The organism is Variovorax sp. 54 (genome assembly GCF_002754375.1).
Taxonomy (GTDB): Bacteria; Pseudomonadota; Gammaproteobacteria; order Burkholderiales; family Burkholderiaceae_C; genus Variovorax.
This window is the reverse complement of the sequence record NZ_PEFF01000001.1, coordinates 2,627,042-2,650,177: the sequence shown is the minus strand read 5'-3', so window position 1 is coordinate 2,650,177 and position 23,136 is coordinate 2,627,042. Positions and strand designations below refer to the sequence as shown.

At 68.8% G+C, this 23,136-nt stretch carries 23 protein-coding genes and 1 tRNA gene; 15 read left to right on the top strand and 9 right to left on the bottom strand.

Annotation, left to right across the window (positions count from 1 at the left end; genetic code table 11):
* Positions 1-154: 154 nt before the first annotated feature.
* From CLU95_RS12170 to CLU95_RS12140, 7 genes are all read left to right on the top strand, one after another.
* On the top strand, positions 155-1,324 hold the full coding sequence (locus CLU95_RS12170; RefSeq protein WP_099797251.1) for an ROK family protein: 1,170 nt from the start codon (positions 155-157) through the stop codon (positions 1,322-1,324).
* Positions 1,321-2,859 carry a sugar ABC transporter ATP-binding protein gene (locus CLU95_RS12165; RefSeq protein WP_099793414.1) on the top strand — a complete coding sequence of 513 codons (1,539 nt, stop codon included), beginning with the start codon at positions 1,321-1,323 and terminating at the stop codon, positions 2,857-2,859. Before CLU95_RS12170 ends, CLU95_RS12165 begins: the two co-directional genes overlap by 4 nt.
* Positions 2,822-3,856: an ABC transporter permease gene (locus CLU95_RS12160; RefSeq protein WP_099793412.1), complete on the top strand. Its 1,035-nt coding sequence runs from the start codon at positions 2,822-2,824 to the stop codon at positions 3,854-3,856. Before CLU95_RS12165 ends, CLU95_RS12160 begins: the two co-directional genes overlap by 38 nt.
* Before the next feature lie 139 nt (positions 3,857-3,995).
* Positions 3,996-4,961 carry a substrate-binding domain-containing protein gene (locus CLU95_RS12155; RefSeq protein ID WP_099793410.1) on the top strand — a complete coding sequence of 322 codons (966 nt, stop codon included), beginning with the start codon at positions 3,996-3,998 and terminating at the stop codon, positions 4,959-4,961.
* Positions 4,962-5,130: 169 nt separating this feature from the next.
* Positions 5,131-6,297, top strand: coding sequence for a Gfo/Idh/MocA family protein (locus CLU95_RS12150; RefSeq protein WP_099793408.1), 1,167 nt, complete (start codon positions 5,131-5,133; stop codon positions 6,295-6,297).
* A 55-nt stretch (positions 6,298-6,352) separates the two neighbouring features.
* Positions 6,353-7,057, top strand: a complete 705-nt coding sequence (locus CLU95_RS12145) for a phosphatase PAP2 family protein (protein ID WP_099793406.1) — start codon at positions 6,353-6,355, stop codon at positions 7,055-7,057.
* A 69-nt stretch (positions 7,058-7,126) separates the two neighbouring features.
* Entirely contained in the window at positions 7,127-7,651 is a 525-nt protein-coding gene (locus tag CLU95_RS12140) for a DUF3617 domain-containing protein (protein WP_099797249.1), read from the top strand.
* 18 nt (positions 7,652-7,669) lie between these two features.
* Here CLU95_RS12140 and trxC read toward each other — a convergent pair whose 3' ends face one another.
* The 4 genes from trxC to CLU95_RS12120 all read right to left on the bottom strand — a co-directional run bounded on the left by trxC (position 7,670) and on the right by CLU95_RS12120 (position 10,252).
* Positions 7,670-8,119, bottom strand: a complete 450-nt coding sequence (gene trxC, locus CLU95_RS12135) for a thioredoxin TrxC (protein WP_099793404.1) — start codon at positions 8,117-8,119, stop codon at positions 7,670-7,672.
* 61 nt (positions 8,120-8,180) lie between these two features.
* Complete coding sequence (locus CLU95_RS12130) at positions 8,181-8,711, bottom strand: TPM domain-containing protein (protein WP_099793402.1); 531 nt, start codon at positions 8,709-8,711, stop codon at positions 8,181-8,183.
* A 5-nt stretch (positions 8,712-8,716) separates the two neighbouring features.
* Positions 8,717-9,640, bottom strand: coding sequence for a TPM domain-containing protein (locus CLU95_RS12125; protein ID WP_099793400.1), 924 nt, complete (start codon positions 9,638-9,640; stop codon positions 8,717-8,719).
* A 12-nt stretch (positions 9,641-9,652) separates the two neighbouring features.
* Complete coding sequence (locus CLU95_RS12120; RefSeq protein ID WP_180288586.1) at positions 9,653-10,252, bottom strand: LemA family protein; 600 nt, start codon at positions 10,250-10,252, stop codon at positions 9,653-9,655.
* 47 nt (positions 10,253-10,299) lie between these two features.
* Between CLU95_RS12120 and CLU95_RS12115 the strand changes: the two genes are divergently transcribed.
* From CLU95_RS12115 to CLU95_RS12100, 4 genes are all read left to right on the top strand, one after another.
* Entirely contained in the window at positions 10,300-11,091 is a 792-nt protein-coding gene (locus CLU95_RS12115; protein WP_099793398.1) for a hypothetical protein, read from the top strand.
* 52 nt (positions 11,092-11,143) lie between these two features.
* A complete protein-coding gene (locus tag CLU95_RS12110; RefSeq protein WP_099793396.1) occupies positions 11,144-11,596 on the top strand; it encodes a YybH family protein in 453 nt (150 codons plus the stop codon).
* Between the two features lie 82 nt (positions 11,597-11,678).
* Positions 11,679-12,695, top strand: coding sequence for a YheT family hydrolase (locus CLU95_RS12105; protein WP_099793394.1), 1,017 nt, complete (start codon positions 11,679-11,681; stop codon positions 12,693-12,695).
* On the top strand, positions 12,688-13,236 hold the full coding sequence (locus CLU95_RS12100; RefSeq protein ID WP_099793392.1) for a DUF2946 family protein: 549 nt from the start codon (positions 12,688-12,690) through the stop codon (positions 13,234-13,236). Before CLU95_RS12105 ends, CLU95_RS12100 begins: the two co-directional genes overlap by 8 nt.
* Before the next feature lie 90 nt (positions 13,237-13,326).
* On the opposite strand, the gene CLU95_RS12095 is transcribed toward CLU95_RS12100, so the two are convergent.
* The 4 genes from CLU95_RS12095 to CLU95_RS12080 form a co-directional block, all read right to left on the bottom strand.
* Complete coding sequence (locus CLU95_RS12095) at positions 13,327-13,935, bottom strand: c-type cytochrome (protein WP_099793390.1); 609 nt, start codon at positions 13,933-13,935, stop codon at positions 13,327-13,329.
* Positions 13,936-14,050: 115 nt separating this feature from the next.
* Positions 14,051-15,475, bottom strand: a complete 1,425-nt coding sequence (locus CLU95_RS12090; protein WP_099793387.1) for an efflux transporter outer membrane subunit — start codon at positions 15,473-15,475, stop codon at positions 14,051-14,053.
* The gene (locus tag CLU95_RS12085; protein WP_099793384.1) at positions 15,468-18,632 is read right to left on the bottom strand and encodes an efflux RND transporter permease subunit; all 3,165 of its coding nucleotides are present in this window, start codon (positions 18,630-18,632) and stop codon (positions 15,468-15,470) included. Before CLU95_RS12085 ends, CLU95_RS12090 begins: the two co-directional genes overlap by 8 nt.
* Before the next feature lie 15 nt (positions 18,633-18,647).
* Complete coding sequence (locus CLU95_RS12080; protein ID WP_099793380.1) at positions 18,648-19,955, bottom strand: efflux RND transporter periplasmic adaptor subunit; 1,308 nt, start codon at positions 19,953-19,955, stop codon at positions 18,648-18,650.
* Between the two features lie 179 nt (positions 19,956-20,134).
* Between CLU95_RS12080 and CLU95_RS12075 the strand changes: the two genes are divergently transcribed.
* The 4 genes from CLU95_RS12075 to CLU95_RS12060 all read left to right on the top strand — a co-directional run bounded on the left by CLU95_RS12075 (position 20,135) and on the right by CLU95_RS12060 (position 22,125).
* Positions 20,135-20,803 carry a TetR family transcriptional regulator gene (locus CLU95_RS12075; RefSeq protein ID WP_099793378.1) on the top strand — a complete coding sequence of 223 codons (669 nt, stop codon included), beginning with the start codon at positions 20,135-20,137 and terminating at the stop codon, positions 20,801-20,803.
* 42 nt (positions 20,804-20,845) lie between these two features.
* Positions 20,846-20,920, top strand: a tRNA-Arg gene (locus CLU95_RS12070).
* 163 nt (positions 20,921-21,083) lie between these two features.
* Positions 21,084-21,338: a hypothetical protein gene (locus CLU95_RS12065; protein WP_099793376.1), complete on the top strand. Its 255-nt coding sequence runs from the start codon at positions 21,084-21,086 to the stop codon at positions 21,336-21,338.
* 58 nt (positions 21,339-21,396) lie between these two features.
* Positions 21,397-22,125 (top strand): glutathione S-transferase, encoded by a 729-nt coding sequence (locus CLU95_RS12060; protein ID WP_099793374.1) that lies wholly within the window; start codon positions 21,397-21,399, stop codon positions 22,123-22,125.
* Between the two features lie 10 nt (positions 22,126-22,135).
* Here the strand turns inward: CLU95_RS12060 and rsmI are convergent, their stop codons facing one another.
* A complete protein-coding gene (gene rsmI / locus CLU95_RS12055) occupies positions 22,136-23,098 on the bottom strand; it encodes a 16S rRNA (cytidine(1402)-2'-O)-methyltransferase (protein WP_099793372.1) in 963 nt (320 codons plus the stop codon).
* Positions 23,099-23,136 lie beyond the last annotated feature (38 nt).

Genomic DNA, 23,136 nt, shown 5'->3' with positions numbered 1-23,136 from the left:
AATAGGTCGAAGTTCAGCCTTGCTAGGCTGAAGATGCCCTCCTAGTATTCGCCTTCGCCCGGCGGCCGATCACCTGATCGCTCGACCGGCGCCTTTCCAAAAAAAGAGCGGAGACAAACGCGTGGCACCCTGGAGCGGCATCACGACCGACGAAATGCGGTTGCTGGAATCGACCTTCTGGTCGGCCGGCGGCTCGCGCCATGCCATGGCCGAACAGCTCGGCTTTTCCAAGAGCAAGGCCAACGGCCTGATCGCCGGCCTGGTCGACCAGGGCCTGCTCGCCGAAGCCGGCCTGCAGCGCTCCTCGGGTGGTCGGCGCGCAGAAAACCTCCAGCTCAATGGCGAACTCGGCGTGCTTGTCGGCATCGACATCGGTGCCACCAGCCTCGACGTCGCCGTGCTGCGCCCCGACCTCACGGTGCTTGCCCAGCACGAAGAAGCCGCCGACGTGCGCGAAGGCCCCGCCGTGGTGCTGGCCCGTGTGCGCGTGCTGATGCGCGAACTGCTCGCGCGTTGCGGGCAGGGCGCCAGGAACGTCCTGGGCATCGGCATCGGCGTGCCCGGCCCGGTCAACTTCGAGATCGGCCAGCTCGTGAACCCGCCGCTGATGCCGGCCTGGGACAGCTTCTCGATCCGCGACTACCTGCGCGAAGACTATGCCGCGCCGGTGTTCGTCGACAACGACGTCAACCTGATGGCGCTCGGCGAGCTGTGGCGGCTGCGCCGCTCGCTCTCGAACTTCCTCGTGATCAAGATCGGCACCGGCATCGGTTGCGGCATCGTCTGCCACGGCGAGGTGTACCGCGGCGCGGCCGGCTCGGCGGGCGACGTGGGCCATATCTGCGTCGACCAGGAAGGCCCGCGCTGCCATTGCGGCAACCTGGGCTGCGTCGAGGCGATGGCGGCCGGTCCCGCAATCACGCGCATGGCGATGCAGGCGGCCGAAGCCGGCGAAAGCGAAACGCTGGCCGAGTGCCTGCGCACGCGCGGGCGCATCGACGCCTTCGATGTGGGGCAGGCCAGCCGCGGCGGTGACCCGGCGGCCAACGCCATCATCCAGCGTGCGGGCAGCCTCATCGGCCAGATGCTCGCGTCGGTCGTCAACTTCTTCAATCCGTCGCACGTGTTCATCGGCGGCGGCATCACGCGCATCGGGCCGCTGTTTCTCGCGGCGGTGCGCCAGAGCGTGTACCAGCGCTCGCTCGCGCTGTCGACGCGGCACCTGGAGATTCAGTACACGCCGCTGGGCACGCAGGGCGGCCTCGTCGGTGCGGGCGTGCTGGCGATGCAGGAAACACTCAAGGCCCGCGGGGTGGCGCCATGAACGCCGTGGAAACCAACAAAGGCAGCGTGGCCGTCGAGTTCGACGGCGTGGTGAAGGCCTTCGGCCCCGTGCAGGTGCTGCACGGCGTGAGCTTCGCGCTTGCGCCGGGTCGCGTGTACGGCCTGCTCGGCGAGAACGGCGCGGGCAAGTCCACGCTGATGAAGATCCTGTCGGGCTACGAGTCGCTGACCAGCGGTACGTTGCGCATCAACGGCCAGCCGCAAACCTTCACGAGTTCGCGCGATGCCGAGGCGCTGGGCATCGTGCTGATCCACCAGGAGTTCAACCTCGCCGAAGACCTCAGCGTGGCGCAGAACATCTTCCTCGGCCACGAGAAAAAGAAGGGCTTCCTTCTCGACGACGCCGCGATGGAGCGCGACGCCGCCGCCGCGCTTGCCGCCGTCGGCCTGGCCATCGACCCGCGCACCAAGGTGCGCCGGCTCATCGTCGCCGAGAAGCAGCTCGTCGAGATCGCGAAAGCCATCGCCCGCCGCGCGCGCCTGCTCGTCATGGACGAGCCCACCGCCACGCTCACGCCCGGCGAGACCGAGCGCCTGTTCAAGCTCATCGCGCAGCTGCGCGCTGACGGCGTGACCATCGTCTACATCTCGCACAAGCTCGATGAGGTGGAGCAGGTCACCGACGAAGTGATCGTGATGCGCGACGGCCGCTTCGTGGCGCGCGCGCCCACGCCCGAGGTCTCGCGCCAGCAGATGGCCAACCTCATGGTGGGCCGCGAACTGGCCGACCTGTACCCGCCGCGCGACCTCGTTGTGGCGGCCGACGCGCCCGCCCTGCGCGTGCGCCATTTCAGCGTGCCCGGCTGGGCGCAGGACGCGAGCTTCGAGGTGCGCCCCGGCGAGATCCTCGGCTTTGCGGGCCTCGTCGGCGCGGGCCGCACCGAGCTGTTCGAAGGCCTGCTCGGGCTGCGCCCCGCCAGCGGCACGGTCGAGATGCGCGGCGAGCCCGTGCCGCACGGCAAGGGCTGGCGCAACCCGCGCGATGCCGCCAAGCACGGCCTCACCTACCTCAGCGAAGACCGCAAGGGCAAGGGCCTGCACGTGCACTTCGGCCTGCGCCAGAACCTCACGCTGATGGCGCTCGAGCGCTACGCGCAGCCCTGGCTGAAGCCCGACGCGGAACGCATCGCGCTCGGCGAGGCGGTAAAGGACTACGGCATCCGCACCGGCTCGCTCGACGTGCGCGCCTCGTCGCTGTCGGGCGGCAACCAGCAGAAGCTCGCGCTCGCCAAGGTGCTGCAGCCGCAGCCCAAGGTGGTGGTGCTCGATGAGCCCACGCGCGGTGTCGACGTGGGCGCCAAGCGCGACATCTATTTCCTGATCCAGCGACTCGCCCGCGAAGGCCTCGCGGTGATCGTCGTCTCGTCCGAGCTGATGGAACTGATCGGCCTGTGCCACCGCGTCGCGGTGATGCGCGCGGGCCGGCTCGTTGCCACGCTGGACGCGACCCACCTGACTGAAGAGGAGCTCATCGCTCATGCCACCGGAACCGCAGACACCTCCACCGCAGCCTGAAGCGGCTGCAGCAGCAGCGCATCGCAGCGAGGCCAAGCCGCGCTGGACCGAGCGCCTGCACGGCCTGGGCCCGGTCATCGGCCTCGTGCTGCTGTGCATCGCGGGCACGCTGCTCAACAGCGACTTCGCGACCGTCGACAACGCGATGAACGTGCTCACGCGCACCGCCTTCATCGGCATCATCGCGGTGGGCATGTGCTTCGTGATCATCTCGGGCGGCATCGACCTCTCGGTGGGCTCGATGGCCGCGCTCATCGCGGGCAGCGTGATCATGTTCATCAACTGGGCCGGCCCCGCCTCGGGCTCGCCGCTGATGGCGGTGATGATGGGCGCGGTGCTCGCCGTGGTGCTCGGCGCGCTGTTCGGTCTGGCGCACGGCCTGCTCATCACCAAGGGCCGCATCGAGCCCTTCATCGTGACGCTGGGCACGCTCGGCATCTTCCGCGCGTACCTCACGTACTTTGCCGATGGCGGTGCGCTCACGCTCGACAACGAGCTGTCGGACCTGTACGCGCCGGTCTACTACGCGAGCCTTGCGGGCATCCCGGTGCCGGTGTGGGTGTTCGTGATCGTCGCGATCATCGGCGGCGTCATCCTGAACCGCACGGCCTACGGACGCTACGTGCAGGCCATCGGCTCCAACGAGCAGGTGGCGCGCTACGCGGCCGTGGACGTCGACCGCGTGAAGATCCTCACCTATGTGCTGCTCGGCGTGTGCGTGGGCATTGCCACGCTGCTGTACGTGCCGCGCTTGGGCTCGGCCTCGCCGACCACGGGCCTCTTGTGGGAGCTCGAAGCGATTGCCGCGGTGATCGTCGGCGGCACCGCGTTGAAGGGCGGCGCGGGCAGCATCACCGGCACGGTGGTGGGCGCGATCCTGCTCTCGGTCATCAGCAACATCCTGAACCTCACCAGCATCATCAGCGTGTACCTGAACGCTGCTGTCCAAGGCTTCGTGATCATCGTCGTCGCGTTCCTTCAACGCGGACGCAGATGATGGCCCCCCGGCTTTTCACTCGCTGCGCTCGTGTAACTCCACCCCCCGAGGGGGAGGCGCGGCCGGCTTGGGGCGGCCCGGCGCTCGGCCGCAAGTTTTCCGTTCGTTCCGTTCCACCACCAAAGAGGAGACATCCAGCATGACGACTTTCACCCGACGCCTCGCGCTCACGGCGGTTGCCACCGCAGCGTTCGCCGCCAGCCTGCCCGCGCTTGCCGCGGAAAGGGTCAACCTCGGCGTGTCGATTCCCGCGGCCACGCACAGCTTCATGGGCGGCATCAACTACTGGGCCAACCAGGCGAAGAAGGACCTCGAGAAAGAACACAAGGACCTGAAGATCACGATCAAGACCGCAGCCAATGCGCCCGAGCAGGCCAACCAGCTGCAAGATTTGTCGACGGTCACCAAGATCAACGCGCTCGTCGTGTTCCCCTTTGAATCGGCCGCACTGACCAAGCCGGTCGCGCAGGTCAAGGCCAAGGGCGCGTATGTCACCGTGGTCGACCGCGGCCTCACCGACACCAGCGCGCAAGACGCGTATGTGGCCGGCGACAACACCGCCTTCGGCAAGATCCCCGCCGAGTACATCGTGAAGCAGCTCGGCGGCAAGGGCAATGTGGTGGCTCTGCGCGGCATCGCGACCACGCTCGACAACGAACGCATGGACGCCTTCAACGCGGTGCTCAAGGGCAGCCCCGACATCAAGCTGCTCGATGCCAAGTACGCCAACTGGAACCGCGACGACGCCTTCAAGGTCACGCAGGACTACCTGACGCGCTTCAAGCAGATCGACGCCATCTGGGCCGCCGACGACGACATGGCCGTGGGCGTGCTCAAGGCCATTGCACAGGCCAAGCGCGATGACATCAAGATCGTGTTCGGCGGCGCGGGTGCCAAGGACATGGTCAAGACCATCATGGACGGCAAGGACAAGCGCATCGGCGCCGACGTGAGCTACTCGCCCAAGTTCATCTACGACGCGATCAAGCTCACGGCCGAGGCGCGGCTGAAGGGCGAGAAGCTGCCGGCGACGACGATCATTCCGTCGGTGCTGATCACCAAGGAAAACGCGAAAGACTTCTACCACCCCAACTCGCCGTTCTGATGTTCTGAAGGACGGCGGCCCTGCCTTGCTCCCTCTCCCCTCGGGGAGAGGGCGGGGGTGAGGGCCGACGGCGATGGCGAAAACGGTGCGCGTGCAAACGCCGCCACCCTCACCCTAGCCCTCTCCCCGAGGGGAGAGGGGACAGTTCCCAGGAACACCGAGACGATTGATGACCGACACCCCTCTTCGCCCCCTGCGCTGCGCCATGGTCGGCGGCGGTCGCGACGCCTTCATCGGCGCCGTGCACCGCAAGGCGATGGCGCTCGACGGCCAGATCGCGCTGGTCGCCGGCGCGCTGTCGTCGAGCCCGGACAAGGCGCGCGCTTCGGGCCGCGACCTCGGCCTGGCCGACGACCGCAACCACGGCGACTGGCAGGCGCTGCTGGCCGACGAGCTGAAGCGCCCGGCCGATGAGCGCATCGACTTCGTCTCGATCGTCACGCCCAACCATGTGCACTACCCCGTGGCACAGGCTTTCGCGGAAGCCGGCTTTCACGTGGTGTGCGACAAGCCGCTGGTGCACACGCGCGACCAGGCCGACGCGCTGGTCGCCACCGTGGCAAAACAGGGCACGGTGTTCGGCGTGACCTACAACTACACCGGCTACCCGATGGTGCGGCAAGCGCGCGAGATGGTGCGCTCGGGCGAGATCGGCGAGGTCCGCAAGGTCGTCGTCGAATACAACCAGGGCTGGCTCGCCAGCCACGTGGAAGCCTCGGGCGGCAACAAGCAGGCCGACTGGCGCACCGACCCCGCACGCAGCGGCGCGGCCGGTGCCATCGGCGACATCGGCTCGCATGCCGAGAACCTCGTCGCCACCGTCACCGGCCTGGAGATCGAAAGCCTCTGCGCTGACCTCGGCGCGCTGGTGCCGGGCCGCATGCTCGACGACGACGGCAGCCTGCTGCTGCGCTTCCAGGGCGGCGCGCGCGGCGTGCTGGTGGCCTCGCAGATCAACACCGGGCTGGAGAACGACCTGCGCCTGCGCGTCTCCGGCACGCTGGGCACGCTCGAATGGCGCCAGGAGCAGCCGAGCCAGCTCGTGCACCTGCCGCACGACGGACCCCGGCGCGTGCTCACGCGCGGCGCGCCCTGGCTGTGCGAGTCGGCGCGGCGCGCGAGCCGCCTGCCTGCCGGCCATCCCGAAGGCTTCATCGAGGCGTTTGCGAATGTCTATGCGGGCGTGGCGGCGGACATCCGCGCGCGGCTCGCAGGGCAGGTGGCCGATCCGCTCGCGGCGGACTATCCGCGCGTGGAAGATGGTGCGCGCGGCGTGCGCTTCATCGAACGCACGGTGGCATCGGCCGCCAGCGAATTAAAGTGGACGCCCTGGTAGCTGCGCACAGGCCCCGCTGATCCATGCGGGGCAGGGCGTGGCACCAGTGGCCACCATGACGCACTCTTCCCCTTCTTTCGACGCCCCTTCGCCGCAGCCTTCATGGCCGCGCGCCCTCTGGCAGCGCTGCCGGACGCTGTGGCTACTCAAGCTGGCCGGCAACACCGTCGCCACGCTGGGCTTCTTTCCGTTGTACTTCTGGGTCATGCACCACGCCGGGCCGGCGTGGGTGCTGCCGCTCACGGACATCGACCGGCTGATCGCGTTCTGGCCGGCGATGCTGCCGGTGTACCTCACGCTGTGGGCCTACATCGCGCTGCCGGTGCTGCTGGCCAAGGACCGGCGCGAGCTCAACACCATCGCGATCGGCTGCGCCGTGATGACCGCGATCGCGCTGGCCGTGTTCTGGTGGATGCCCACGGCGATCCCGAACTTCGCGATCGACGCCGCGCCGGGCTCGTCGCTGCACTTCCTCAAGACCTTCGATGCGGCGGGCAACGCCTTTCCGTCATTGCATGTGTCGTTCTCGGTGTTCGCCTGCCTCGTGCTGGCGCGGCAGCTGCGCGAAGCCGGCACGCCGGGCTGGCTGCGGCTGCTCAATGTCGTCTGGGCCGTGGCCATCGTGTACTCGACGATGGCCGTGCGCCAGCATGTGCTGATCGATGTGCTCGGCGGCCTTGGGCTGGGCCTGGCGATGGGCTTCGCGTTGCGCGAGCGCCCATCGGCGACGCTCGTGCCGGGTACTGCGCGCCCGGCGTAGACCGATCGCGGTATTCCGCCGCGCAGGCGCCGACGGTACAAAGCGGCATTGCTGTCCACCGAGCCCGCCATGACCTTCCGCTTGCTCTCTCTCGCCGCTGCCGCCTGCCTCCTGGCCGGCCCCGCGTTCGCCATCGACTACCCCGCGCGCAAGGCGGGCCTGTGGGAAATCCAGACCGGCGAGGGCGGTGCGGCCGCGGCTAAGACGCCGGGCCAGACGATCCAGCAATGCATCGACGCCGCGACCGACAAGGCGATGCGCGAGATGGGCCAGGGCATGGGCAAGGACATGTGTTCCAAGCAGGACCTGCGCCTCGAAGGCGTGAAGCTGGTCATCGACTCGGTCTGCAAGATCGGCCCCACTACAGCGACCTCGCGCGCCGTGATGAGTGGCGACTTCAGCAGCGCCTACCGCGTCGAAAGCAAGTCGACCTACAGCCCGCCGCTGATGGGCCGCACCGAAGGCACGAGCGTCATTGACGCCAAGTGGATCGGTCCCTGCAAGCCCGGCCAGAAGCCGGGCGACATGGTCATGGGCAACGGCATGAAGATGAACATGCTCGACGCGATGGCGAAGATGCCGCCGCGCAAGTGAGCGCCGCCGGTTGTTGGATCAGCCCGCGCCGTTGGCCTTGACCCAGCGCACGATGTCGGCCGCGCCCATCGCGCCGGCCTGCCGCGCGACCTCGCGGCCGCCCTTGAACAGCGCCAGCGTCGGAATGCTGCGGATGTTGAAGCGCGCGCCCAGCGCCTGCACCGCCTCGGTGTCGACCTTGGCCAGCCGCACCTGCGGTTCGAGTTGGGCCGCCGCCTGCTCGTAGGCCGGCGCCATCTGGCGGCACGGGCCGCACCAGGGCGCCCAGAAATCGACCAGCACCGGAATCTCGTTGCGCGCGATGTGGCGATCGAAGGTGGCCACGTCGGGCAGCGCGGTCGAGTGGCCGGTGAACAGCGGGCGTTGGCAGCTGCCGCAGTCGGGCGCGCTGCCCAGTTGCGCCGTGCGCACCCGGTTGGTCGTGTGGCAGTGCGGGCAGACGATGTGCAGCGATTCGGATTCGGTCATGCCCGAAAAATAGGGGCCGTGTGCGCGAATTGCAAGGTACGGGCGCGCAGGGCGCCGGGCCTCAGAGCACCACGGGCGCGTCGGGCAGCTCGTTGGTGTCGGGCTGGTTGTCGGCCAGCGGGAAGTGGGCCATCAGCAGCGCCGACACCTCTTCCAGCGCCAGCGTGATGCCGTCTTCGAAGCGGCCTTCGCGAAAAGCCGTGCCCATGCGCTGCGTCATCGCGGCCCATTCGGCGCTGCCCACGTGGGCGTCGATGCCGCGGTCGGCCACGATCTCGATGGCGTGCTCGGCCAGCAGCAGGTAGATCAGCACGCCGTTGTTGTGCGCGGTGTCCCACACGCGCAGCTTGCCGAACAGCGTGACAGCGCGCTCCCGGGGCGATGCGTGGCGCCACAGATACGACATCGGCAGGCCGGCCTCGACGCAGATGCGGACCTCACCGCTGTGGCGCCGCTCGCTCGCGGCCACGCGGCCGGCCAGGCGCTCCAGTGCATCGGCCGGCAGCACGCGGCGCACCGCGGCTTCGTCGGTCCAGCGATGCCGCCAGATGCGGCCCAGCTTCGAGAAGAGCGTGGGGTCTGCAGTTGCCATGTTTTTCACCAGTCTCCCGAGGCGCCGCCGCCGCCGAAATTGCCACCGCCGCCGGAACTGAATCCGCCGCCACCACCCCCGCCGCCACCGCCCCAGCCACCGCCACCACCTCCGCTGCTCCAGCCGCCACCGCCGCCTCCTCGGCCGCCGCGGCCGGGACCGAAGCCTGCGAGGCCCGAGAACAGCGAGACCATGAGCGCGATCATCCCGGCGATCACCGCGATCACGGTGCTGGTCGTGAGGAAGAACGCGACCACGCCGATGCCGCCGCCCATGGCGACCGAGCCCATGGTCTTGCCCAGGATGGCGCGCGCGATCGGCGCGCCGACGAAGACGCCGACGAACAGGAAGATCGCGAGGTTCTCCCAGTCGAAGCCGTCGTTGCTGCTGCCTCCGCTATTGCCGCGCGAGGGCTCTGGCAGCGGCTCGCCGTCGACCAGTCCGATGAGCCGGTCGACCGCTGCGTTGAGGCCGCCCGCGAAGTCGTTGTTGCGAAAGCGCGGCTTCATCTCTTCGTCGATGATGCGCACCGCCGCGAGGTCGGGCACCGCGCCTTCGAGCGTCTTGGCCGTGGCGATGCGCATCTTGCGATCGTCCTTGGCGACGATCACGAGGAGGCCGTCGCCCACGCCCTTGCGGCCGATCTTCCAGGCGTCGCCGACGCGCTGCGCGTAGCTCGCGATGTCTTCGGGCGCCGTGGTCGGCACCATCAGCACCACGATCTGCGAGCCCTTGCGCTGCTCGAAGGCCGCGAGCTTGGTTTCGAGGCCCGAGCGCTGCGCGGCGTCGAGCGTGGCGGTCTGGTCGATCACGCGCGCGGTGAGCGCGGGGATGGGAAGCAGGGATTGCGCCAGCGCGGGCAGGCCGGCCCATGCGAGGGCTGCGATGAAGATCGCAGCCAGTGCGCGGCGGATCAGGGCAGCGGCCATCGGCGCCGCTTCTTATTTCTTCGGCGCGCTGAAATCGACCGTCGGCGGCGTCGAGATCTGGGCTTCGTTCTGCACCGAGAAATTCGCCTTGGGCTTGTAGCTGAAGACCATGGCCGTGAGGTTGGTCGGGAAGCTGCGCGCGAGCACGTTGTACTCCTGCACGCTCTCGATGTAGCGGTTGCGCGCCACGGTGATGCGGTTCTCGGTGCCCTCGAGCGTCACGCGCAGGTCGCGGAAGGCCTGGTTGGCCTTGAGCTCGGGGTAGCGTTCCGACACCACCATCAGCCGCGACAGCGCCGACGAGAGTTCGCCCTGCGCCTGCTGGAACTTGTTGAAGGCCTCGGGGTTGTTGAGCGTCTCGGGCGTCACCTGGATCGAGGTGGCCTTGGCGCGCGCCTCGATCACCTTGGTGAGCGTGTCCTGCTCGAAGCTGGCCTCGCCCTTCACGGTGGCGACGATGTTCGGCACGAGGTCGGCACGCCGCTGGTACTGGTTGAGGACCTCGCTCCAGGCTGACTTGCTGGCCTCGTCGAGGGATTGGAACTGGTTGTAGCCGCATCCGCTGAGGGACAGGACGGCCGCGAGAATCAGGAACCAGCGCTTCATCATCATTTGCATTACCTCCGCAGAAGGAGGTCGAAGTTAGCATAGATGGGGTCATGGCCCTCGATCCCCTCCACGCCCTGCAAGCCGCGAACCGCGCGGTGCCGTCCGCTGCCGCGCAGCCCACCGGCACGCTGCTGATCGCGGGCGCGACCGGCGCGCTCGGCCAGGAGTTGCTGCACCGGCTCGCGGGCCGCCACCGCTTCAAGCGCACGCGGGTGCTGGCGCGCGAACCGATGCACGACGGGCTGCCCGGCGTCGAAACGGTTCAGTGCCCGGCGCTGCCGATCACGCAGTGGCCGCAGGTCGCGGCCGATGTCGCGGTGGTCGCCTTCGACCCGCCGCGCCTGTACCACGGCCGTGAACGCGCCCTGTGGCATCCCGAGCCCGCCGACCTGCCCGAACTGGCGCGCTGGCTGCGCGCCAGCGGCGTGCGCACGCTGGCCATCGTGCAGCCGCACGACCGCGGCCGGCTGCCCGAGGCGCTCAAGCGCGGGCTGGCCAGTCTGGACGAGCAGGCCGTCGTCGCCTGCGGCTTCGAGCGCGTGATTTTGCTGCGCTCGGCGCGCAAGCCCACCGCCGTGCGCCTGGCCAACATGGGCGAACGGCTGGCGGCCTGGATGCTGTCGATCATGCGGTTCATGGTGCCGGCCAACGAGCAGCCGGTGCGCGCGCCCAAGATGGCCGAGCTGGTCGACCTCGCGCTGCGCGTGGCGCCGCCGGGCGTGCACGTGGCGGCGCCCGAGATGGTGTGGCAGGCCGCGCAGGGCGCCACCGAGGCGGCGGCGCGCGCGTGGCTGATTCCTGCGTCCGTTGCCGAGACGAACCCCACTGCCACATGGCCGTGACACGGGCAGGGCAAAATCCGCCGTACCCCCTTCGCTCTCGCCCTTCACCGCCATGCCCAAGACCCCTTTCCGCGCCGCCGCGGCCATCGGCGGCACTGCCGACGATGTCGAGGCTGCCTTCTACGAAGCGCTGCAACGCGGCGATGTCGATGCGCTGATGGCCTGCTGGGCCGACGAGGACGAGGTGTTCTGCGTCCACCCGGGCGGCCCGCGGCTGGTCGGCGCGGTGGCGATCCGCGCGGCCTTCGAGCAGATGTTCGGCAACGGCGCCATCCATGCGACGCCGGCGCGCGTGCGCAAGATCGAGTCGCTCGCGAGCGCCGTGCACAACGTGCTGGAGCGCATCGAAGTGCTCACGGCCGAAGGGCCGCGCCATGCCTTCGTGCTGGCGACCAACGTCTATCACAAGACCGCACAGGGCTGGCGCCTGGTGGCGCACCATGCGAGCCCGGGCAGCGCGCGCGAGCCGGACGACGCGAACGATACGCCGCAGGTTCTGCACTGAAGCCTTCTTCCGAGCGATGGCCTCTTTCTTTCCTTCTTCCTCTTTTTCACCGACTTCCGCGTCGCCCGCTGCATACGACGCAATGGGCTACACCGCGCCGCGCTGGCTGCCCGGCGGCAACCTGCAGACCATCTGGGCTGCGCTGTGGGCGCGCCGCTTCGACGGACCGGCGCCGGTGTACCGCCGTGAGCGCTGGACCGCGCCGGACGGCGATTTCGTCGACGTCGATTTCGCCGATGCGCCGCAGCCCGGCCCCCGGCCGCTGCTGGTGCTGTTCCACGGGCTCGAAGGCTCGTCGCGCAGCCACTACGCCGAGGCCTTCGCGGCCTTTGCCGCGTCGCGCGGCATGGCCTTCGCGGTGCCGCACTTTCGCGGCTGCAGCGGCGAGCTGAACCTCGCGCCGCGCGCCTACCACTCGGGCGACCATGAAGAGATCGACTGGATCCTGCGGCGCATGCACGCACAGCACGTGGTGCAGGGCGGCGGCGGGCCGGTGCTGGCGGCCGGCGTTTCGCTGGGCGGCAATGCGCTGCTGCGCTGGGCCTGCGAGGCGGGCGAGACCGCGCGCGCCTCGGTCGACGCGGTGGCGTCGGTGTGCGCGCCGCTCGACCTGGCGGCGGGCGGCGAGGCGATCGGGCGCGGCTTCAACCGGCTGGTCTACACGCGCATGTTCCTCGCGACCATGAAGCCCAAGGCGTTGGCCAAGCTGGCGCAGTTCCCGGGCCTGTTCGACCGCGACCGGCTGATGGCCGCGCGCGATCTGTATGACTTCGACGACGTGTTCACCGCGCCGCTGCACGGCTTTCGCAACACCGACGACTACTGGGCGCGCGGCTCGTCCAAGCCGCTGCTGGGCGCGATCCGAGTGCCCGCGCTGGTGGTGAATGCCCGCAACGATCCCTTCATTCCGGCCCGCAGCCTGCCCGGTCCGCACGAGGTCGGCGCGCACGTCACGCTGTGGCAGCCCGCGGGCGGCGGGCATGTGGGCTTTCCGCTCGGCCTGCCGCCGGGGCATGTGGGCGGGATGCCCGAGTGTGTGGGCGGGTGGTTGGCCTACAACTTGTCGTCAGCGCGCGCGCAAAATACGGCCCATGGATGACATCGTCAAACAAGCCTTGGCCAAGTGGCCGAACGTGCCGCACTGCTACGGCTGGCTGGGCCTGGACGCGCGCGGCAACTGGTACATGCGCGACGACCGCACGCAAGCGCAGGGCCCGTTCCGCAGCGCCAAGGGCTCGATGCTGCGGCACGACAAGCTGATCGACTTCATTCACCGCAACTACGAGCACGACGCCGACGGCCAGTGGTTTTTCCAGAACGGACCGCAGCGCGTGTATGTCGAGCTGGAGGCGGCGCCGCTGGTGTGGCGCGTGGCGCAGCAGGGCGAGAACGCATTCACGGTCACGGCCCACACGGGCGCGCCCGCCGAGGTGACGGGCTGCCTGCTCGACGAGCACGGCCGGCTCTATCTGGTCGCGCCGGCGGGGCTCGGGCTGGTGCACACGCAGGACGTGGGCATCGCCGCCGAAGCCGTGGAGCAAGGCATCTGGACGCCGGAGCCGGTGCAGGCAGCCGACCTGCCGAGGCGCTTCGGGCATGTGCTGAGCCCGGCGGAACGCCATGCCACTGCGGCTGCGTAGCTATTGAAAAGATAGCAATCCGGACCATCCGGGCGTAAAAAAACCGGCTTGAAGCCGGTTTTTTCATGGGCGCAAGGCGCCGTCGATCGCTTACTTGGCAGGCGCGCTGGCCGCAGCCGAAGCACCTTCGGCCGGCGCGGCAGCCGCTGCTGCCGGACGGTCCGGCACCGGGAACTTGGCGCCGCCGGCGTTGGCCAGGTACACCACGGCACGGCCGATTTCGATGTCTTCGAAGTCGCCGCCGCCCTGGGCGGGCATCGCGCCCTTGCCCTTGAGCGCGTGCTCGAGCAGCGTGGCGTAGCCCTGGCCGATGCGCGGGCCCCAGGCTGCGGCGTCGTTCAGGTGCGGGGCGCCGGGGATGCCGGGCGCGCCGTGGCAGGCCACGCATTGGGCCTTGAACACGGCTTCGCCGGCGGCCAGGGGCCGATTGCCGTCACGGATCTCGATGGAGCCGACCTTCTTCAGTCGCTCGGCCACTTCACGGTCGCGCGATTCCTTGGTCACGCCGTAGAGCGCCATGTTGTCGCCCTCCGCGGTACCGGCGGGCTTGGTGCCCGAGACCACATAGGACACGAGGCCCACGATGATCAGGATCGGAATGATGAAAGAGAAAAATACCGCGAGCAGCAGTTGCTTCGGGTTCTTGATCGGGCCGGTATGGGCTTCTTCTGTGGCCTGGTTGTGCGGGTCTGCGCTCATGGCGTCCTCAATAACGGGGGGCTCGTCGGGGGCTTTTTCTAACCAACCGGCGATTATAGAGAGGCCCTTTGCCCGCGCGGGCAATTGACCTCTCCATATCGGACGCGCAGGTGTCTCAACCGTTGTTGCGTGTGGTCCAGCCGCCACCCAACGTCTTGTACAGCGTGACCTGGTTCTGCAATTGCAGCAGGCGCGTGGCCACGGCCGATTGCTGCGCCGTGAACAGCGAACGCTGTGCGTCGAGCAGGTCGAGCGCGCTGGCGATGCCGTTGCGATAGCGCAGGTCGGAGAGCTTGTAGCGCACCGCCTCGGCGTCGGCCTGTGCGGTTTGCGCACGCGCCTGCTCGCCCAGCGTGGCGCGGCCCGCGAGGGCATCGGCCACTTCGCGGAAGGCGGTCTGGACCGACTTCTCGTACTGCGCCACCGCGATCTCGCGCCCGGCCTTGGCCGAGTTGAGCCCGGCGATGTTGCGGCCCGCATCGAAGATCGGCAGCGTGACCGTGGGCGCGAAGCTCCAGGCCTTGCTGCCGCGATCGAACAGGCCCGAGAACTCGCTGCTCGCCGTGCCGATGGAACTCGTCAGCGACACGCGCGGGAAGAAGTTCGCCCGCGCCGCGCCGATGTTGGCGTTGGCCGCGATCAGCTGCTGCTCGGCCGCGCGGATGTCGGGCCGCTCGGCCAGCAGGTCGGAGGGCAGGCCGGCCGGCACGTCGGGCATCGGGCGGATGCCCGCGAGTCCCTTGGCGCCACCGGCGGTGGCTTCGGCCGGCACTGGCGCACCCAGCAGCAGGGCGAGGGCGTTCTCGTCCTGCAGGCGGGCGCGCTGCTGCTGTGCATAGGCGGCGCGCGCCGTCTCGGCCTGCGAGTTCGCAGCCTGGAAGTCGATCTCGGACGACACGCCGTTGTCGAAGCGCAGCTTGGTTAGGCGCACCGACTCGTCGCGCGTGACCATGGTCTGGCGCGTGATCTCGAGCAGCTCGTCGTCGGCCAGCAGCGTGAGCCAGCCGCTGGCCACAGCCGCGATCAGGCTGATCTGCGCGGCCTTGCGCGACTCTTCGGTGGCCAGGTACTGCGACAGCGCCTGGTCCTTCAGCGCGCGGATGCGGCCGAAGAAGTCGAGCTCCCACGCCGTGAAGCCGAAGTTGACGCTGTACTGCGAGGCCACGCTGCCCTGTGTCGGATCGATCGACTGGTAGGCGTTGGGGCTCGAGCGCGAGCCCGCGCCCGTGAGGCCGAGCGCCGGGAACAGCGCCGAGCGTTCGATCTGGAACTGCGCACGCGCCTGCTCGATGTTGAGCACCGACACGCGCAGGTCGCGGTTGTTCGCCAGCGCCGTCTGGATCAGGCCCGTCAGGCGCGGGTCGGTGAAGAAGTCCTGCCAGGGCAGGGCGGCCGCGGCCTGGCCCGACGGCTGTGCCGGGTCACCCGGGAAGGTGGTCGGCACCGGCGCTGCGGGGCGCTCGTAGGTCGGAATCAGCGAGCAGCCTGCCAGCAGCATCGCGGCCGCCAGCACGGTAGGAATCAGAGGTTTCTTAGTCATGTGTTTGGTCTCCCGTGATGCCGGCCGCGGCCGCATGCCGCTTGTCGGCCTCGTGCTGGCGCGTGCTGCCCTTGAACAGCGTGCGCACCACCACGAAGAACACCGGAACGAAGATCACGGCCAGGACCGTGCCGGTCACCATGCCGCCGAGCACGCCGGTGCCGATGGCACGCTGGCTCGCCGAGCCTGCGCCCGAAGCCAGGACCAGCGGCAGCACGCCCAGGCCGAAGGCCAGCGAGGTCATGATGATGGGACGGAACCGCAGGTGCGCGGCCTCGAGCGCGGCCTCGACCACGCCGCGGCCCTGCGCCTGCAGGTCTTTCGCGAACTCGATGATCAGAATCGCGTTCTTCGCTGAGAGGCCAATGATGGTGATCAGGCCCACCTGGAAGTACACGTCGTTGGAATAGGCGCGCAGCATCGTCGCCACCAGCACACCCAGCACGCCCAGCGGCACCACCAGGATCACCGACAGCGGAATCGACCAGCTCTCGTACAGCGCGGCCAGGCAGAGGAACACCGCCAGGATCGCGAAGCCGTACAGGATCATGGCCTGCGAGCCGGCGAGCTTTTCTTCCCGCGACTGGCCCGTCCACTCGAAGCCGAAGCCTTGCGGCAGCTGGCCGGCGAGCTTTTCCATCTCGGCCATGGCGGCACCCGTGCTCTGGCCCGGCGCCGCGTCACCGCTGATGCGGATGGCGGGGTAGCCGTTGTAGCGCACGGTCTGCGTGGCGCCCGAGACCCACTTGGTGGTCGCGAAAGCCGACAGCGGCACCGGTTGGCCCTTGGTGTTGACGGCGTTCAGGCGCAGCAGGTCGTCCGGCTGCATCCGTGCCGGCGCATCGGCCTGCACCACCACGCGCTGCAGGCGGCCGCGGTTCGGGAAGTCGTTGATGTAGCTCGAACCCAGCGAGGTCGACAGCGCACTGTTGATCGCGTCGAAGCTCACGCCCAGGGCGTTGGCCTTGTCGCGGTCGATGTCGATCTCCAGCTGTGGCGCGTCTTCCAGGCCGTCAGGGCGCACCTGCGCGAGGATCTTGCTCTGCCCGGCCATGCCCAGCAGCTGGTTGCGTGCGTTGATCAGCGCCTCGTGGCCTGCGCCCGCACGGTCTTGCAAGCGGAAGCTGAAGCCGCTGGCGTTGCCCAGTTCGGGAATCGGCGGCGGGCTCAGCGGGTAGATGAAGGCGTCGCGGATGCCCGACAGCGCACCGAAGGCGCGGCCGGCCAGCGCACTGGCCGAGTGGGCCGGGTCCTTGCGTTCTTCCCAGTCCTTCAGCGTCACGAAGGCGAGGCCCGCGTTCTGGCCTTGGCCGGAGAAGCTGAAGCCCATCACGCTCACGATGCTCTGCACTTCAGGCTGCTTCAGGATGAAGCCTTCGACCTGCTGCATCACCGACAGCGAGCGCTCTTGCGTCGCGCCCGGGGGCAGTTGCACGTTCACGATGATGTTGCCCTGGTCTTCCTCGGGCAGGAACGAGCTCGGCAGGTGCGTGTAAAAGTACGCGACGGCGCCGATGATCGCGGCGTAGATCACGAGGTAGCGAGCGGCGCGGCGCAGGATGCGCGCGACCATGCCTTCGTAACCCTTGGCCGTGCGCGAGAAGCCGCGGTTGAACCAGCCGAAGAAGCCGCGCTTCTCATGGTGGTGGCCGGCTTCCACCGGCTTGAGCAGCGTGGCGCACAGCGCCGGCGTGAGCGACAGCGCCATGAAGGCCGAGAAGCCGATCGAGGCCACCATCACCGCCGAGAACTGGCGGTAGATGTTGCCGGTCGAACCCGCGAAGAAGGCCAGCGGCACGAACACCGAGATCAGCACCACGGTCACGCCGATGATGGCGCCCGAGATCTGTTGCATGGCCTTGCGCGTGGCGTCGAGCGGCGAGAGCCCCTCTTCGCTCATGATGCGTTCGACGTTCTCCACCACCACGATGGCATCGTCCACCACGATACCGATCACCAGCACCATGCCGAACATGGTGAGCACGTTGATCGAGAAGCCCAGTGCGAGCAGCGTGGCAAAGGTGCCCAGCAGCGCAATCGGCACCACGATCGTCGGGATGATCGTGTAGCGCCAGTTCTGCAGGAACAGGAACATCACCAGGAACACCAGCGCGATGGCTTCGAACAGCGTCTTCACCACTTCGGTGATCGAGATCTGCACGAAGCGCGAGCTGTCGTACGGAATGTCCCACTTCACGCCCTTGGGAAAGTAGCGTTCCAGCTCGGCCATCTTGGCGCGCACGGCCTTGGCCGACTTCAGCGCGTTGCCGGTCGGCGTGGGCTGCACGCCGATACCGACCGCCGGCACGCCGTTCAGGCGCGCCGAGGTGGCGTAGTTCTGGCCGCCGAGTTCGACGCGCGCCACGTCTTTGAGGCGCACGGTCGAGCCGTCGGTGTTGGCGCGCAGCACGATGTTCTGGAACTGCTCGACGCTGTTGAGCTGGCCGTTCACCGTCACCGTGGCGGAGATCGCCTGGCCGGGAATGTTCGGCAGGTCGCCGAGCGTGCCCGAAGCCACCTGGGCGTTCTGCGCGCGGATCGCGGTGTTGACGTCGTTGGACGACAGGTTGAAGCCTTGCAGCTTCGCCGGGTCGATCCAGATGCGCATCGCGTTCTCGGAGCCGAACAGCTGGGCCTGGCCCACGCCGTCGATCCGCTGCAGTTCCGGCACGATGTTGCGCGCGGCATAGTCACCGAGCGCCACCGGGTCGAACTCGGGGTTGTCCGAAGACAGCATCGCGAACAGCAGGAAGTTGTTGCGCGACTTGTCGACGCGCACGCCCTGTTGTGTCACGGCCGAGGGCAGCCGCGGCGTGGCGCGCGAGAGCCGGTTCTGCACGTCCACCTGCGCGAGGTCTTCGTTGGTGCCGGCCTCGAAGCTGATGGTGATGGCGCCGGTGCCGTCGGCCTGGGCCACCGATTCCATGTAGATCAGGCCGGGCGAGCCGTTCATTTCGCGCTCGATCACGGACAGCACGCTGTCCTCGAGCGTTTGCGCGGACGCACCGGGGTAGGCGACGTTGATCACGATGGCCGGCGGAGCCACCGGCGGGTACTGGGAGATCGGCAACTGCGTGATGGCGACACCGCCCACCACGATGATGAACAGTGCGATCACCCACGCGAAGATCGGTCGGTCGATAAAGAATTTGGCCATGCGAGGCGCTCCTGATTACTTCTTGTCAGCCGGGGCCGAAGCCGGGCTGGCGGCGGGTGCCGCGGCAGCAGACGCTGCCGGTGCCGCGGGTGCAGCAGCCGCGGGGGCAGCCGCGCCGTTCGGCGCCGGCTTCTGCCACGGCACCGCCTTCACGGGCGTGCCGGGCGGCATCATCTGCAGGCGCTGGAAGCCGTCGACCATCACCTGTTCGCCGGCCTTCAGGCCGTCGAGCACCACCCACTGGTTGTCCTTGGCGGCGCTGATCTTCACGGTACGCTGGCTCAGCTTGCCGTCGGCGCTGACCACCGTCACGTGGTCACCCTGCTGGGTGCGCGTGACGGCCTGTTGCGGCACCGTGATCGCGTTCGTCACCTGGGCCTGCTCGAGCTTCACGCGCACGTACAGGCCGGGCAGCAGCTCGCCCTTGGGGTTCGGGATCTCGGCGCGCAGCGTGACCTGGCCCGTGGTCGGGTCGACCGAGAGGTCGGAGAACAGCAGCTTGCCGTCCTGCCCGTAGTCGGTGCCGTCTTCCAGCACCACGCGGATGCTCGCGGCTTCTTCGCCGCTGGCACGCTTGTACTGGCCGGCGGCCACGGCGCGGCGCAGCTTGAGCACGTCGGAGGCCGACTGCGTGAAGTTCACGTACAGCGGGTTGATCTGCTGCACCACGGCCAGCTCGGTGGCGTCGCCCTGGCCGACCAGTGCGCCTTCGGTGACCAGCGCGCGGCCGATGCGGCCCGCGATGGGCGAGGTGACGTCGGCGTAGCCCTGGTTGATCTTGGCGGTCTGCAGCAGCGCGCGGTTGGCGGCCACGTCGGCTTCGGCCGTCTTGGCGGAGGCCACGGCCGTCGCGTATTCCTGCTTGCTCACGGCGTTGGCTTCGACCAGCGGCTTGTAGCGGTCGGCCAGTGCCTTGGCCTGCACGGCGTTGGCTTCGGCGCGGGCCAGGGCGGCCTGGGCGTTCTGCGTGGCGGCCACCAGCGGTGCCGGGTCGATGCGGAACAGCAGCTGGCCGGCCTTCACGTCGCTGCCTTCGCGGAACTCGCGCTTGAGCAGGATGCCGGGGGTGCGGGCGCGCACCTGGGCGATGCGCGAGGCTTCGAGGCGGCCGGGCAGCTCGGTCACGAGGCCCACGTCGGTGGGCTTGACCACCACCACGCCGACCTCAGGCGCCGGACGGGCGCCACCGCCACCGCCGCCCGGTCCGGCCGGAGCTTCGCTCTTGCCGCAGGCGGCCAGGAACAGGAGGGAGACGAAGGCCACGGTCGCGAGACGCGGCGAAAACGACAAGGACGGTTGACGCGAGACATGCAGAAGAGGCATGTGATTCCTTTGATGCGAAGACGGGAGATGGCGCTTTTGCGGGAGAGATCCGTAAACCAGCACGGGCAGGTGGGCCATCCGAGAAGCGCGCTAGTTTACATACATTCATGGATGTATAGTGACAGCCATGCAATGGCCCCACGATACGCAAAGGCCGTTCGCTTTACAAATCAGGAGACTTGGTGGCACGTCGTACGAAGGAAGAAGCACTGGCAACGCGGCATCGATTGCTCGATGCGGCGGAGCTGCTGTTTCAGGCGCAAGGTGTTTCGCAGACCACGCTGCAGCAGATCGCGCAGCAGGCCGGCGCGACCCGGGGTGCCATCTACTGGCACTTCAAGGACAAGGCCGACCTGTTCAACGCCATGATGGAGCGCGTGATCCTGCCGCTGGAAACGCCGCCCAAGAGCGACATCCCCGGCGACGATCCGCTGGTCGAGATCGAGGAAGGCCTGATCCACGCGCTGACGCTCATGGTCGCCGACCCGCAGGTGCGGCGCGTGTTCGACATTGCGACCCACAAGGTCGAATACACGCATGACATGGCCTCGGTGCAGCAGCGCCACCTCGACGCGCGCAACGCCTGCGTGGTCGATTTCGAAAAAGCCCTGCGTCTGGCCGCGCGGCGTGCCCGTATCCGGCTGCCGGTGCCCGGCGCGGTCGCGGCGCAAGGCATGCACGCCCTGATGGGCGGGCTGATCCAGAACTGGTTGCTCGACCCCACCGCCTTCGACCTCGTGCCGACCGGCCGGCGCACCTTCCGCGTCTACCTGGCCGGGCTCGGTTTCCCGCGCACGCCGGCCGGCGGTGTCCCCACGGCGCAGGACGCGGAAACCGCCGAGGCCTGATAGGCCATAATGAGCGGCTCCGGTGCATTCCGGAGCACCCCTCTCGCTGTATTTCAACGGATAGAATTCGGCCCTCCGAAGGCTGAGATCCAGGTTCGATTCCTGGCGGCGGGACCACCTTCAAGACCGGAAATTCCGCAAGGGCTTCCGGTTTTTTCACTTCTTCCCCGACCCGGCCTGGCCTTGCAAGACAAGGCCGATCCGGAGATCCGCGCGACCGGGCCGTGACACGCCGTTGCACCCTGTCACACGGACGCATGCATGTAAAAATTCCACGCATATGGAGCTCTCCGAACTGGACGAAACCAGCCTGGCAGCACACGCTGCCGAATGGCGTCGGCGCGCGCTGCGCGGCGAGAAACAGGCCCGCGGCATCGCACATGCCCTGGAGGCCGAGATGCGCCGCCGCTTCGGCGATTCGATTCCCCCGAGCCAGAGCGCCGACCTGGACACCCGCCCCTGGCCCTGCGCCAGCCGCCGCGCCCGTGGTGGAAGTTCTGGTGAACCGGCCGCGCGCCTTCGCCGCCTGATCTGACATCCCTCGCAACCGGTCGCCGGTTGCAGCGCCCCGCCGGCCCTGCCACCATGGCCGCATGGCATACCAACTGCACTACTGGCCCACGATCCAGGGCCGCGGCGAATTCGTGCGGCTCGCACTCGAGGCCGCGGGCGCCGACTACGTCGATGTCGCGCGGCTGCCCGCGTCGCAAGGCGGCGGCGACTCCGCGCTGGGCCAGCGGCTCGGCGATCCCGACAATCCGCGCGCCGCGTTCGCACCGCCGTTCCTCATCGATGGCGACATCGTGGTCGGCCAGACCGCCGCGATCCTGCTGTACCTCGGTCCCAAGCTCGGCCTGGCCGGCATCGGCGAATCCGACGGCCTGTGGACGCACCAGCTACAGCTGACCATCGCCGACGCCGTGGCCGAGGCGCACGACACCCACCACCCGATCTCGACCGGCGACTGCTACGAAGACCAGCGCGATGCGGCCGTGCAGCGCGCGCGTGCTTTCCGCGAAGCGCGCATCCCGAAATTCCTGAACTGGTTCGAGCAGGTGCTGCAGCGCAACCCCACGGGCGACCTGCACCTGGTCGGCGACGTGCTCACCTATGCTGACCTGTCGCTGTTCCAGCTGGTGGATGGGTTGCAGTACGCCTTTCCGAAAGCCGCCGCGCGGGCGTTGGCCGATACGCCGTCGGTCGTGAAGCTGCACGCCAACATCCGGCGGCGCCAGCGCGTGCACGACTACCTGCAGAGCCCGCGCCGGATCGCGTTCAACGAGGACGGGATCTTTCGGCGCTATGCCGAGCTGGATGGCTGAGGGCTAAGCGCTAAGCGCCGTCGTCGCTGCCGGCTTCGTTGCGTATGCGCAGCGCCAGCTCATACAGCGTGTTGCGCGGCGCACCGCTGATCTCGGCGGCCAGCTTCACGGCCGTCTTCACCGGCAGCTCCGCCAGCAGGAGGCGCAGCACGCGTTCGCCTTCCGCGCCGCCGTCGCCGCTCACCGCCACCGGGTGCAGCACCAGCGCGAACTCGCCGCGCGTGCGGTCGCGGTCGGCGCTGAACCAGTCGGGCAGCGCGCTGGCGGCCACGGTGGCGATCTCTTCGAACTGTTTGGTGAGTTCGCGGCCCACGGTGATGCGGCGTTCGCCCAGCACGGCCAGGGCGCGGGCCAGGCTTTCGATGCGGTGCGGCGCTTCCAGCAACACCACGGCGCGCGGCTCTTGCGCGAGGGCTTGCACGGCGGTGTCGCGCTCGCCGGCCTTGCTGGGCAGGAAGCCTGCGAACACGAAGGCGCTGCTGTTGTGCGCGTTGCTCTCTCCGCCCTCGGCCACCAGCCCGGCCGCACTCACGAGCGTGACGACGCTGCTGGCGCCCGGCAGCGGCAGCACGCGCTGGCCGGCCGCGCGCACGGCGGCGGCCAGGCGCGCGCCGGGGTCGCTCACGCCGGGCGTGCCGGCGTCGCTCACGTAGGCAATGCGCTCGCCCTGCGCGAGCCGTGCGACCACGGCCTGCGCGGCTTCGGCCTCGTTGTGCTGGTGCACCGCAAGCAGCCGCGCGCCGGGGCGGTCGATGCCGTAGGCGCGCAGCAGCGTCTGTGTGTGGCGCGTGTCCTCGCAGGCGATGACGTCCACCAGCTGCAGCACATGCAGCGCGCGCAGCGTGATGTCGGCCAGGTTGCCGATCGGCGTGGCGACGACGTAGAGCGTGCCCTGCGGATAATGCTGCGCGCCCGCGGCGTCGTGCGCGGCCGGCAGGGCCGCGCCGAAGGAAGCAGGGGCGAGTGAAGCCAAGAGGTTTCTCCGTAGGGCAGCGAAAACAAAAAACAGGG